The sequence below is a fragment of the uncultured Winogradskyella sp. genome, from assembly GCF_937958655.1.
GTDB lineage: Bacteria > Bacteroidota > Bacteroidia > Flavobacteriales > Flavobacteriaceae > Winogradskyella.
The window spans coordinates 88,463-101,251 of the sequence record NZ_CALGNH010000001.1 but is presented as its reverse complement, the minus strand read 5'-3'; the positions used below and the strand labels follow the sequence as shown (position 1 = coordinate 101,251).

The window sequence follows — 12,789 nt, the reverse complement described above, 5'->3', positions numbered from 1 at the left end:
CAGCAATTTTTGGAGACGGTTGCGCTAGTGTTATTTTGTCATCTTATGAAGATGAAGTTGGCCCTGAGATTAAAGATGAGGCCATGTATCATTTCTATGACGCAGCCCATATGATGGGATTTAAATTAAGAAATACAGGTTTGCAAATGGTTTTAGACCAATCTGTACCGCAAACTATAGCAGATCATTTTCCTAAAATTATTCATCCGTTTTTAGAACGAAATAATCTAACCATAGAAGATATTGATCATTTGGTATTTCATCCAGGTGGAAAAAAAATTGTGCAGACTGTTGAAGATTTATTCGGCGATTTAGGTAAAAATATAGACGATACAAAAGAGGTATTGCGCCTTTATGGTAACATGAGTAGTGCAACCGTACTCTATGTACTAGAACGATTTATGGACAGAAATTTACCAAAAGGCGATAAGGGAATAATGTTAAGTTTTGGACCAGGATTTTCAGCACAACGCATTTTATTAGAATGGTGACCTTGATGAAGTCGAAGTCGAGATTAAAACTGAAATCGAAAGTAAAAAGTTAAACGACAAATTCAAATTACTGAAATTAGTGTAATGAAAGACAAGGTTTAAGGAACTCAAAACACAAATTAAAATTAATGTTTTGTCATGCTGAACTTGTTTCAGCATCTCATTTTTTTATAAAATATGATTAAAGAATTTATAGATAAAAACTATTGGGCCTTAATATTAGGTGGTAGCAGTGGGCTAGGATTAGCGACGGCTAAGAAATTAGCAAAACACGGCCTTAATATTTGTATTTTGCATCGTAACTCTAGAATGCAGCAGGAAGCTATCTCAAAAGAATTCGAAATTATTAAACAAGAAGGTGTCCAATTTAAATCTTTTAATGTTGACGCATTTAAGCCAGAAAAAAGAGCTGAAATTATTGACAAATTAAAATTATTATTTGGGCATAAGCATAAAATTAAAACCTTAGTTCATAGTGTAGCAAAAGGGAATTTAAAACCAATGGTATCTGATGAAAACATTGAACTTAAACATGATGATTTTGCGCTAACCATTCAAGCAATGGGTATTAGTTTATACGATTGGGTTAAATCTGTTTTTGAAGCTAAGTTATTTGCTGATGATACACGTATTATAAGTTTCACCAGTGAAGGGAACACCAAAGCATGGCAAAACTATGCAGCTGTATCAGCCGCAAAAGTGACACTAGAAGCCATTACTAGAAACATCGCTCTTGAGTTTGCATCTTTTGGTATAAAAGCCAATTGCATACAAGCAGGTGTTACAGATACCGCTTCCTTACGTATGATTCCAGATAGTGAACAGATTATTAAACACACCTTAAAACGAAATCCAAACGAGCGTTTAACCTTACCTGAAGATGTTGCTAATGTTGTTTATTTACTAACAAAAGACGAAGCCTCTTGGATAACAGGAGCTATAATTCCTGTAGATGGAGGTGAGCATTTATCATAGTCAAATTTCTGAGACATCAGAACTATTTTTTAATTGGAACAAAATTGTCACCTTGAGCACTACCAAAATCAAAATATATTTTGATTGTAGGTATCTTGCAAAGCAAGTCAAAAGGTCTTAAAATGAAAAAAGAACAAATCATATCATTATTGCCCTATCAAGACCCATTTCTCTTTATAGACGAGATTGATGCAATTTCAGAAACTGGTATAAAAGGAAATTATACCTTCAATGAAGAAGCCTTTTTTTATGAGGGTCACTTTAAAAATAACCCTATAACACCAGGCGTTATTTTAACGGAATGTATGGCACAGATTGGGTTGGTTTGTTTAGGTATTTATTTACTAAAAGACGAATTGAACAAAACCAAACAGCCACAAATAGCTTTAACGGCAAGTCAAATGGATTTTTATTTACCTGTTTTACCGGGTGAAAAAGTAACTGTAGTGTCTAAAAAGGAGGTGTTTAGATTCAATAAGTTAAAATGTAAGGTAAAAATGTTAAATATAGATGGTGAGCTTATTGCAAGAGGAACCATTTCAGGAATGTTGAAAGTATAAGTGTTTAAATTTTTATAAGTCGAAGTTAATTAATAGCTTAATGTTTGGCGAAGTTTATTAGAGCTTTTGATTAAAAATAAAAACTAAACAAGACCAGTCTTCGACACGCTCAGACTGACTGAAAAATGTAAAATTGACATTTTCTTAATTTGAAGATTTTATAATATTATAGTTGTAAAGTCAAATAAGAGTTAAAATATTAAGCTGAGCTTATTGAAGCGTATAATGCATTTATGAAATTTTATTACGTATACATATTACTTTGTTCGGATAAAACATTCTATACAGAAATGACTAATAATTTAGAAAGACAATTACAACAACACAATTCAGGAAATAACAAGTTCAGTTATACGTCTTCTAGATTACCAATAAGGTTGAAATGGTTTTTACAATGCACAAATCCGTCAGAGGCGATTAAGATTGAAAAACAAATAAAAGGTTGGTCGCACAGAAAGAAGCAAGCACTAATTGATGAAAATTGGAATGATTTAGTTGAATTTTCAAAAAATTATACAGAGCATGGAAATAAAATTAAATAATACCAGTCTTTCGCAGGCTTGTACTGAGTCTTATCAAAGGCTTAGATTGACTAAAAAATGAATAAATTGACATTTCCTTTAACTGAAGATTTTATAATATTATACTTCTTATAAAGCCAAATAAGAGTTAAAATGTCACACTGAGCCTGTCGAAGTGTATCATGTAAGACAGAATAAAAATAGCATAAGTCTTATACAGGCTTGTCTTGCGTCTTTTCGAAATGCTCAGACCGACATTCCAATATTTAAGTGTGATTCAAAACGCGTAAAAATGTATACTAAAAAAGAAAATTGAAAAAAAGAGTAGTTATAACAGGTCTAGGTGTGGTTGCACCAAACGGAGTAGGCGTAGAAGCCTTTACAAAAGCACTTAAAAATGGTACTTCCGGGATTTCATTTCATCAAGAACTTAAGGACTTAAATTTTTCATGTCAAATCGGAGGTATTCCGCCAATTTCGGACCAATTAAAGTCGCAATATTTTACGGACCTACAATTACGTGGCTTTAATAGTTCTGGCATTTTATATGGTTGCATTGCAGGTATTGATGCATGGAAGGATGCTGGCTTTAATGTAAATGAGGACTCAGAACTCGACTATGATACTGGTCTTATTTTTGGGACAGGCACCTCTGGCGTAGAAAAATTTCGCGAAGCCATTTATAAGTTAGATGAAGGTAATGTAAGACGGCTGGGTAGCACCGTGGTGTTACAAACCATGGCAAGTGGTGTTAGTGCTTATCTCAGTGGTATGTTAGGATTGGGTAACCAAGTCACTACAAATTCATCAGCTTGTTCTACAGGAACAGAAGCTTTGTTATTAGGTTATGACAGAATACAAAACGGGAAAGCCAAGCGGATGCTTGTTGGGAGTTGTAGCGATCATGGCCCTTATGTTTGGGGAGGCTTCGACGCAATGCGTGTTATGACCTACAAGCACAATATTGAACCAGAGAGAGCCTCGCGTCCAATGAGTGCTACAGCATCAGGATTTGTACCCGGAAGTGGATCTGGGGCACTGGTTTTAGAGTCCCTCGAAAGTGCTTTAGAACGTGGAGCTAAAATATATGCTGAGGTTTTGGGTGGCGAAGTAAATTCTGGCGGACAACGCAATGGAGGCACATTGACGGCACCTAATGCAGAAGCCGTTAAACGCTGTATTTCAATAGCTATAGAAAATGCAAGTATTAATACCGCTGAAGTTGATGTTATTAATGGGCATCTTACGGCAACAGCAAAAGATGCCTTAGAAATCCAAAATTGGTCCAGCGCTTTAAATAGAAGTGGTAAAGATTTTCCATTTATAAATTCAACAAAGTCATTAGTTGGCCATTGCCTAGCAGCAGCAGGTGCTATAGAATGTGTGGCAAGTATTATTCAGCTTAAAGAACAATTTATTGCACCAAGTATTAATTGTGAAGATTTGCATCCTGAGATTGAAAAATTACTGCATCGTGATAGAGTACCGCAGAAATCTTTGACTTGTGATTTTGATATTATTGCTAAAGCAAGCTTTGGTTTTGGGGATGTTAATGCTTGTATTTTATTTAAACGATTTATAGCGTAACTTTGTTTCATATCACATTGTTATGAACAAAGACCAATTAATTGCCAAATTAAAACCTATTATTGCGCCTTACGTGCAGGATGAGGTGGCGTTTAAAAAACTATCCGAAGACACAGATTTTGTAAAGGATCTAAAGATTAACTCCGCAAATTTGGTGGATATTATCTTAGATATTGAAGACGAATTTGATATCCGCTTAGAAAATGAAGACATGGAGCAAATGCTCGATGTAAAATCTGCTATGGCTATTGTTACTTCTAAACTCAACAACTAATGGTTGGTAATGATATTGTTGATCTTAACGAAGCTAAAAAGACTTCTAATTGGGAACGCCCACGATTTCTGAATAAACTATTTTCTGAAGAAGAACAATATCAAATTAAAACTTCTCATAACCCGTTTGTAATGATCTGGCGTCTTTGGAGTATGAAAGAGGCATCGTATAAACTTTATACGCAACTTCATCCAAGTCGTTTTTACAACCCAAAAGGATTTCTGTGCGATATAGAAGGGCATAAGGGTGTCGTAAGTTTCAGAAATTTTAAATGTTATGTTGAAAGTAAAATTACTTCAGATTACATCATTTCCGAAGCGAGATTTGAGCCTCAAAAGCTCACTTCTACCATAGTATCATTCAACACAACAATATATAAAGTACAAAGTGGGCTATTAAAATCAGAATTATTGGATGGGTTTGGAAAGGAATATCGCATAAATAAGACTAAATTTAATATTCCGGTTTTAACCAACGCCAAAAACATTCATAATATAAGTTTAACGCATCATGGCAATTATGGCGCTTATGCTATAGCATAATATGAAACGATTGAAACGCATTATACCAGTTATCATTAAATTTAGAATAGCCATAATTGCTGTTTTGGTTTTACTTATGGGGTTTTCGGGCTATCAAACACTAAATAAGTTAAGTGTAGATAATTCGCTAGGTATTTGGTTTTTAGAGGACGATCCAAGCTATAAGGCGTATATCGATTTTCAGGAAAATTTTGGGTCCGATGAAATCTTCATCGTTATGCTTCCTGTAGAAAATGCCATCGGCGAGGCAGAAGTTAATAAACTCAAAGTATTACATAAAAACGTAGAGGCTTTACCTTATGTAAAAACAACCTTTAGTATAGCTAAAGCTAAGTATCCTGTTTATGCTAACAACGCAATAAGATTTGATAATTTATACAATCCAAAGCGCAGTGAAAAAGGTTTAAAAAATCTGTTTTCTAAATTATCGAATGTTACTTCGCAATTGGTAACTAAAGACTTTAAAAATCAGTTGTTTTACGTTCAAATGAAGCCAACGCCAACCATAGAGGAAGACCGCCAGGCCATTGCCGTAGAGATAAAAAAGATAATAGACCAAACCTATTCCGACTATTATCTTACAGGGCCACCCGTTTTAAACGAGGCCTATAGTAAAGGTATTTACAAAGAAAGTTTAACCTTTGGTATTCTCACGGTTTTAGTAATCACAGTATTGCTGTTATTTTTACTACCAAACAAACGCTACCTGCTTATAGCACTTCTTTCAGTAGCGGTACCCGTAAGTTTACTGTTTGGGTTAATTACATCATTAGGTTTTGCATTGAATATGATTTCTATGTTAATACCAACAATTCTAATGGTTTATAGTGTTAGCGATGCGGTTCATATCATTAATATTTACCATAAAGAAGGTCTTGCAAATAGCGCTATTTCAAAAGTTGATTTATTAGCCATTACTATCCGAAAAAGTTTAACCCCTTGTTTTTATACAACGCTAACCACACTTGTTGGTTATTTTGCCTTGTATTTGTCACCATTGCCAGCGTTTAAAAATATGGGTGTGTTTACCTGTATTGGTCTGTTACTGAGTTTCTTTTTAGTGTATATTATTACCATAATTGGCTTTAGTTTTATGACTTTAAATTTTGAAAAAGCCAAACCGATACTAAGTTTAAAGCACTATTCCCAGTCTAAATTCATTGCATGGCTTAACGGTTTTACAAGTAGATATAAAAACACAATAATTATTGGTTTTACAGCCATGCTTTTATTCGGAATTTATTCTATTTTTCAGGTTAAAATAGACACCAATTCTAGAGATTTATTAGCAGAAGGCAAAGCAAAACAAGATTTACGTGCGGTTGAGGTAGAACTTGGCGGAAGTAATAGGCTACAACTTAATATTACAACCAAGACAGGTGATCTTATTATTAGTAAAGAGGCCATTACTAAACTTGAAGAATTTCAGAATAAATTAGAAGTAAATGCTTTGATTTCTAATCCGGTTTCTGTGGTAACAATAAAGTCATTTTTAGAACAACGAAATCCTGTATTGTTTCAATCTAACGTATCGGAAAGTAAATTAAAAAATACGCTTAAAAATGTAGATTCTAACGATAATAGTTTTTTTAAATTATTTTCAGAAGATTTGTTAACCGCTGGTTTTACATTGACTTTAATGGAAATGAGAACCTCTGAGTTAGAACAAGTTTTAGAGGAGATAAAGGAGGCTTTTCAATCTACATTTAATACTGATGAATACGAGCTAAAAATTAATGGGTTTGCCGTTGTCTTTTCACAACTAAACAACTTTATTTTAGAGACGCAGTTTAAATCCTTTTTTGTGGCCTTTTTTGTAGCCTTTCTTTGCCTTTTAATTTTTATCAAGAATTTAAAAACAACACTACTAGTTTTAATTCCAAACCTTTTGCCCTTGGCTTTATTGGCTATATTAATGAGTTTGTTGGATATTCCCTTAGACGTGACCACAGCCATGATTACACCAATAATGTTAGGCATAGCTATGGACGATACCATTCATCTCGTTTATAAATACAGACGTAGTAAATATATAAAGGGAACACCTGAGGAACGCATGGACAACGCTATGCGCTATACAGGTAATGCTTTATTTTCTACCACGATTGCTTTGGTTGGTGGATTTTTAATTATTGCGTCTAGTGCAACACCATCCGTTAGTGATTTTGGTATTTTATGTGCAGTGACGGTAGCTATTGCTTTAATAACAGATATCTTTTATTTGCCAGCGTTATTGAAGCGGTTTGATGGGTAACTTGTCCTATTTTTGAATTTCAAAATAGATCTCAACATTTTCAAAGATTGAATTTGGATGCTCAATAAAGAGAGACTCACCATTGAATAGCGTTTCTATCAACCAATTTTTACCATTAAAATAAGACTGTTTCACTACAGCTTTGTAATCTGAGTCAGCCACAATTTTTAGCTGATTTGAATAATAGAGCTTACCATTAATAGTATTAAACTCTCCAAAAAATGAGGCTATTAAAGGTGATTTAGGATGGGTATATAAATTTTCAGGCGTGTCTTTAGCAATAATTTTTTTATGGTGAAGCACTATCATTTCATCTGAAAACCCTAGTACATCATGCTTATCATGTGTAGCCACAAGACAGGTAATATTATTTTGTTTTAGATAATTAAAGACATTACGCCTTAAAGATTGTTTCTTAAAATTATCGATATGGCTAAAAGGTTCGTCTAGCAAAAGGATTTCGGGTTCTTTTGCTAATGCTCTTGCTATGGCAACACGTTGTTTTTGACCTCCGCTGAGGTTTTTTACTTTTCGTTTTGCAAAAGCTTGGAGCTCAACTACTTTTATAAGTTCATCGGTTCGTTTTTGTTTTTCTTCAGGAAAGAATCTCGATAAGTGTTTACCTATGTTTTCTTCTACGGTGGTGTAGGGCATAAGGTCAAACTCTTGCGTTACGTATTTCATAAAGTCATAGCCGATAACCAAATTAAATTTTGGGCCTAAAATTTTAGTATCCTTCCAAAAGATTTCACCTTTATTTAAGTCGTATTCTCCGTAAATAAGTTTAAGTAGTGTGCTTTTGCCAGAACCGCTTTCTCCGATAATCGCTAGATTTTCCCCTCGTTTAAGCTTAAAATTAAGCTTCTCTAAAATTGATGATGAGGAATAACCAAAAGAGATATTTTTGACTTTGAGCATACGCAAAAATACCACAAAAAAACCGCTTGATTTCTCAAACGGTTCATTGTAATTTATCTTTAAAATTTTATTTTTTAATAAATTTATGCTTCATGGTTCGTCCATTAGTTTCTAATCTTAGAAAGTAGATTCCGGCCTCTAAAAAAGACACGTCTAAGGTATTAGATTTTAATTTATGACTTACGATGCGCTTTCCATTAATATCAAAAACCGAAGCAATCATATCTGTTAAATTAGCAGATGCCTCTATGGTTAAAATATTCTCAACTGGGTTGGGATAAATGGAGAGACGAGATAAAGACTCATCGTCTAAACTCAATGGACTAGAACCTTCTACAATTGTGAGCGTATTATTTATATTAGGATTTTGAATAACATCAACAATACCCGATGGCCAATAAACTCTTATTTCAGTAATAGATGAGTCCGTGCCAAGACCAAAGTGAGTGTTAAGTGAACTCATAAACTCAAACCCTTCGCCACTTCTAACATCTCTAATTTGAGTACCAGATGGTGTAATAATCTCAACACGCGCTCCAATACCGTTAATATTACTCACTGTACCAACAGTATTTATTTTTAGCCAATTATTAGTGTTTGTATTACTTACATAAAGTTGTCCGTTTCTAAACACGTCTAAGAAACCATCATTATTTACATCACCAATAGCACCACTTGGTGGTACGTTATTTGAGTAATTTATAAAAGTAAGATCACCATTACCAAACAATATATTACCGTTAGATAATATGTCTACGTTACCATCATTATCAAAATCTGCTGGTGCATTTTCAATACCTAGTTGCGCATCTAAAACTCCGGACCCTGAGGTAATATCTGTAAAAGTGCCATCGCCATTATTACGCATTAATTTAGAGTCTCCGTTAGTAGCATTACTGGCTCCGACGTAAACATCCATATCACCATCATTATCAAAGTCTGCCCATGCAGATGACCATGTTTGTACGTTATCTCCTAAGTTAGACGAATTGTTGTGTCCAACGCTTGGGTAATTATTAGTATACCAATTATTACTATCGGCTATGTTTGTAAAAACACCATTACCATCGTTTCTCCATAACTCGTTAGTACTTATTGTTGTTGAGCCACCTCTGCATTTAGCAATAAATAAGTCCATATCTCTATCATTATCAAAATCAATCCAAACGGTTCCGTAGTTACCACCACCTGGTGTTAAGCCTAGACCGTTTGGGACAACACCACTACTTTCGCCTTGATAGAATGTTAAATTACCACTGCCATCATTTATATAATAAACATTAGGATCTACATCGTGGCACACAAAAGCATCTAGGTGACCATCGGTGTTAATATCCACAAAATTAGAACGTTGAGAAAAGACATATTCACCAGTTGAAATTTCTGTATAACCTGTACCTGTAGCATTAGCTTTCATAAATGTAACTCCACTGCCCGAACCATAAAGCAAATCGTTATAACCGTTTTTGTCAAAATCACCAGCGGCTAAACTCCAAGTCGGTAAATCGTCAGCTGGTGTGGTCGTAATATCAACTTCATTAAATCCACCAGAGGCCAGTTGGTAGTGTACGTTAATATTAGTTGATCCAACAGAAACAACGTCGTCTAAAAAATCCCCATTTAAATCTACTAAAGCAATATCGTATTGTTCCGAGGTATTAATTGGGCTATTGGCAAATGTAATTGGATAACTCGATAAATCTTCTCCTGTAGTAAAACTAAATACGCTCCAATTACTAAAACTATTACTGCTGCAATCTGCTCTTACAAATACCTCATAAGTAGTCTCCGGTGTTAAGCCTGAAGCATTAAAAGAAGTCATGTTGATTGAAGTTCCCGAAGACGGTTGTGCGCCACCAGCAACTTGTATAGCATATTCCCAAGAAGTTTCGTTACTATTTGGAGTCCAAGAAATTGCTGCTGAAGTTCCTGTAATGGCTGTAGCGGTAAGGTTTGATGGAGCAATACAAAATGTACCACATGTTTCTATACGCAAATAATCTATAGACATATCACCTTCAAATCCAGTTCCTGTGCCTGTATGGTTCAATTCTATATAAATAATTTCACCGAGATAAGCATCTAAGTTAACACCTACAGGAATCCAATTTGCTACACCACTGTTTTGATATTCTCCATCTAAGGTTAAAAGTGTGGTAAATGGGCCATTTACGGAGGTGCCTACATTTACATTTAGTGTACCCATATCACTTCCATAAGCGTGCATATAAAAAGATAATTCAGCGCCATCAGTAGCTGTAGTTAAATCAATTGCTGGGCTCACAGCAGATGCTGTAGCTGTGGTATTACCAGAAGCTTCGTAGTTCATAAAATTTGTCCCACTATATACTATACTAGGGCCAGTATCTGATGAGGTGGATCCATCAGGAATCTCCCAAGTACCATTATCATTATTTAGATCTCCTGTCCAACCTCCTGCTGCATTAAATTCCTCTGTAAAAATGTAGATAGAGTTGTCACTAGCACAAGATATTCCCACTGGAGATGGTGGTGGGCAATTGGCTTGGGTTAAAGTAGGACTGTTTAACCTACAATTAACATCATCATTGTTTTGTACATTTATAATCACATTTGTGCCATTGGTGTATGGGCCAAATTGTATACTACCAGTAGTGCTTATGTTTTGGTCTGTACTGGCTTGGTTATCTGATAGTGTTAATGAGTTAGCAGAACCTAGATCATTGACTTGTACATTAACAAAATAGCCACCACTAGTATCACAATCATCAATAATGTTATAAACTACTGATGGGTTTGTACAAGTATTACAAGACACATCAAAATCCCAAGGTGTATAATTGTTATCCGAACAATTGATTGTTGTATCAGAATTAATAGAAACTGTTATTGAATCTCCAGAAGATTGAAAATTAAGACCAGCTAATTCGCCATTGTTACCATAGCCATTATAGAGCTCTGTACCATCTGAATCTAGTACAACCAATTCATCCCAATCGACCTCTAGTTGTCCTGCATTAAAATTTAGAATTAGTGATGTACCATCAGAACTTACAAATGAAAAACTGGTGGTGTCATTGTCTAAATAGCAATATGTAGTATTTACAGGACCCGTTGAACAATCTACAGTGGTTTGGGCTTTGCCAACAGCGCTGTAGATTATGAGCATTAATAATAGTGTAATTTTATTCATAGTGTTATAATTATTCGCATTCGTTCGTTAATTGGTCAATCCATTGTTCAACCAGAGCCACTCCTTTAATATCTTTTAATGTTCGTCCTAAGAGTGGCATTCTATAAGATTGTTCAATAGAACTTAACCTAAAGTGTAATACTGAGCTATTAGGATCTCCAGGTTCTATAATATGACCTAGACCTTCTCCTAAGTCTGTATCTGGCGTTACACACACTCCAATATTTGTATAATCTTCGGTATCGCTAAAACTTAATCTTAAAGGTCTGTAGGCACAATGTGTCTCTTCAGAATGGCAGTGTGCACAATTTATATCTAAGTAAGAACGAACTCTAAGATCTATGGGTTCTGAGGTGTCATTATAGTCTGGCATTGTAGTAATGGAGGATGGCAGTGAATTATTGAGATAACCAAAGTCTACTAATTTATTAAGTTGGTTATAAGTACCATCATTATAGTTAAAATTTCTGTTTAAATTTCTTGGTTTTGGCCCAATGGGTTGCGCAACTTCCATTACTTTATGGCATGTATGGCATTCTGGCCCAGCAGGAATTCTATATTGAACGGAATTTGTAGCTGTACCTTCTTGCCACTGAAGGTCAACAAAACTTCCATCCATATCGAATATAGCTTCATTCTGCGCATCATTCCAAACATAATTAGCAAAAATCCAGTTATCGTTTTTTCTAATCATTAAGCGTGTTTCAAGAATACGAGTTTGGTTATTAGGAAGTGTGTTTTCGTAATAGAAATTTTTTATAAGTACTGTACCAACAGGAAAATCTAAGGGTTCAGCGTCATTTAAATATTGAGCTTTTACGTTATTTGGCATCCAAATAAATCGCTTTTTTTTTGCGTAGTCCGAAAATAATGTAGCATTTAGTGTGTAGGGTAAAACACCAAAAGCAGGGTTAAGATTTTTTAAATCTCCTTCAAAAAAATTATAATCTGTTAATGACGGATAGGGTACATTTTCTAAATCTAATAGAATAGGAGAAGCCGATGTAATTGAAATGGTTACAGTCGCCGTGTTACATGTCTGAGAGGCATTACAAATAGTATATATAATACTGTCCTCACCTATTACATTAGCGTTAGCACTATAAATAATACTATCGTCACTTATGTCATTTGGTGTGTTACCATTGTTAATTATGGCAGATCCTTTTGATGCTTGTGAAATTTCTAAAGTTCCGGTACTAGGAATATTAGTATCATTTTGAAACATAAAAATTTCAATAGTTGTATTTTGGGATATAGCTATTAAATCTGGTTGTGTTTTAATAGGTAATACCGTCATACCCTCATCTGGGTCGCATGAAAATAATAGCGAAACACCTAAGTATAATAATAAAAGTGTGTTTTTTTTTATCATATTACCCTAATCGTGTATTAATAAAATAATTGGGCTGGGTTTATTCTTAATGAATATCAGAGCTGAGTAAATCTAAGCTTTTTTTATTAAATCGATTAAAGGTAATAAAATCAGTTAACG

11 protein-coding genes are annotated in these 12,789 nt (G+C 34.5%); 8 read left to right on the top strand and 3 right to left on the bottom strand.

The genetic code is table 11. The annotated features are described in order from the left end of the window. The 8 genes from Q0800_RS00445 to Q0800_RS00410 all read left to right on the top strand — a co-directional run. Positions 1 to 491, top strand: a 491-nt coding sequence (locus Q0800_RS00445) for a 3-oxoacyl-[acyl-carrier-protein] synthase III C-terminal domain-containing protein (RefSeq protein ID WP_299126667.1), incomplete at its 5' end; no start/stop codon positions are given. A 177-nt stretch (positions 492 to 668) separates the two neighbouring features. Then, on the top strand, positions 669 to 1,466 hold the full coding sequence (locus Q0800_RS00440; RefSeq protein ID WP_299126664.1) for an SDR family oxidoreductase: 798 nt from the start codon (positions 669 to 671) through the stop codon (positions 1,464 to 1,466). 122 nt (positions 1,467 to 1,588) lie between these two features. Then, positions 1,589 to 2,026, top strand: coding sequence for a hydroxymyristoyl-ACP dehydratase (locus Q0800_RS00435; protein WP_299126662.1), 438 nt, complete (start codon positions 1,589 to 1,591; stop codon positions 2,024 to 2,026). Positions 2,027 to 2,259: 233 nt separating this feature from the next. Next, positions 2,260 to 2,568: a GIY-YIG nuclease family protein gene (locus Q0800_RS00430; RefSeq protein WP_299126659.1), complete on the top strand. Its 309-nt coding sequence runs from the start codon at positions 2,260 to 2,262 to the stop codon at positions 2,566 to 2,568. 291 nt (positions 2,569 to 2,859) lie between these two features. Next, positions 2,860 to 4,134 (top strand): beta-ketoacyl-[acyl-carrier-protein] synthase family protein, encoded by a 1,275-nt coding sequence (locus tag Q0800_RS00425; RefSeq protein WP_299126658.1) that lies wholly within the window; start codon positions 2,860 to 2,862, stop codon positions 4,132 to 4,134. A gap of 22 nt (positions 4,135 to 4,156) precedes the next feature. After that, on the top strand, positions 4,157 to 4,408 hold the full coding sequence (locus Q0800_RS00420) for a phosphopantetheine-binding protein (RefSeq protein ID WP_299126656.1): 252 nt from the start codon (positions 4,157 to 4,159) through the stop codon (positions 4,406 to 4,408). Continuing rightward, complete coding sequence (locus Q0800_RS00415; RefSeq protein WP_299126654.1) at positions 4,408 to 4,950, top strand: 4'-phosphopantetheinyl transferase superfamily protein; 543 nt, start codon at positions 4,408 to 4,410, stop codon at positions 4,948 to 4,950. The genes Q0800_RS00420 and Q0800_RS00415 overlap by 1 nt, the downstream gene beginning before the upstream one ends. A gap of 1 nt (position 4,951) precedes the next feature. Continuing rightward, positions 4,952 to 7,204: an MMPL family transporter gene (locus tag Q0800_RS00410; RefSeq protein WP_299126653.1), complete on the top strand. Its 2,253-nt coding sequence runs from the start codon at positions 4,952 to 4,954 to the stop codon at positions 7,202 to 7,204. 6 nt (positions 7,205 to 7,210) lie between these two features. On the opposite strand, the gene Q0800_RS00405 is transcribed toward Q0800_RS00410, so the two are convergent. From Q0800_RS00405 to Q0800_RS00395, 3 genes are all read right to left on the bottom strand, one after another. Next, positions 7,211 to 8,122: an ABC transporter ATP-binding protein gene (locus tag Q0800_RS00405; protein ID WP_299126651.1), complete on the bottom strand. Its 912-nt coding sequence runs from the start codon at positions 8,120 to 8,122 to the stop codon at positions 7,211 to 7,213. 67 nt (positions 8,123 to 8,189) lie between these two features. Then, a complete protein-coding gene (locus Q0800_RS00400; RefSeq protein WP_299126650.1) occupies positions 8,190 to 11,294 on the bottom strand; it encodes an FG-GAP-like repeat-containing protein in 3,105 nt (1,034 codons plus the stop codon). A 10-nt stretch (positions 11,295 to 11,304) separates the two neighbouring features. Continuing rightward, on the bottom strand, positions 11,305 to 12,669 hold the full coding sequence (locus Q0800_RS00395) for a hypothetical protein (RefSeq protein WP_299126649.1): 1,365 nt from the start codon (positions 12,667 to 12,669) through the stop codon (positions 11,305 to 11,307). Positions 12,670 to 12,789 lie beyond the last annotated feature (120 nt).

What these genes read in the sequence shown, in the direction of transcription:
- Q0800_RS00410 (WP_299126653.1), top strand. Translation starts at nt 4,952, where the DNA reads ATGAAACGATTGAAACGCATTATACCAGTTATCATTAAATTTAGAATA.
- Q0800_RS00430 (WP_299126659.1), top strand. Translation starts at nt 2,260, where the DNA reads ATGAAATTTTATTACGTATACATATTACTTTGTTCGGATAAAACATTC.
- Q0800_RS00415 (WP_299126654.1), top strand. Translation starts at nt 4,408, where the DNA reads ATGGTTGGTAATGATATTGTTGATCTTAACGAAGCTAAAAAGACTTCT.
- Q0800_RS00400 (WP_299126650.1), bottom strand. Translation starts at nt 11,294, where the DNA reads ATGAATAAAATTACACTATTATTAATGCTCATAATCTACAGCGCTGTT.
- Q0800_RS00420 (WP_299126656.1), top strand. Translation starts at nt 4,157, where the DNA reads ATGAACAAAGACCAATTAATTGCCAAATTAAAACCTATTATTGCGCCT.
- Q0800_RS00405 (WP_299126651.1), bottom strand. Translation starts at nt 8,122, where the DNA reads ATGCTCAAAGTCAAAAATATCTCTTTTGGTTATTCCTCATCATCAATT.
- Q0800_RS00395 (WP_299126649.1), bottom strand. Translation starts at nt 12,669, where the DNA reads ATGATAAAAAAAAACACACTTTTATTATTATACTTAGGTGTTTCGCTA.
- Q0800_RS00435 (WP_299126662.1), top strand. Translation starts at nt 1,589, where the DNA reads ATGAAAAAAGAACAAATCATATCATTATTGCCCTATCAAGACCCATTT.
- Q0800_RS00440 (WP_299126664.1), top strand. Translation starts at nt 669, where the DNA reads ATGATTAAAGAATTTATAGATAAAAACTATTGGGCCTTAATATTAGGT.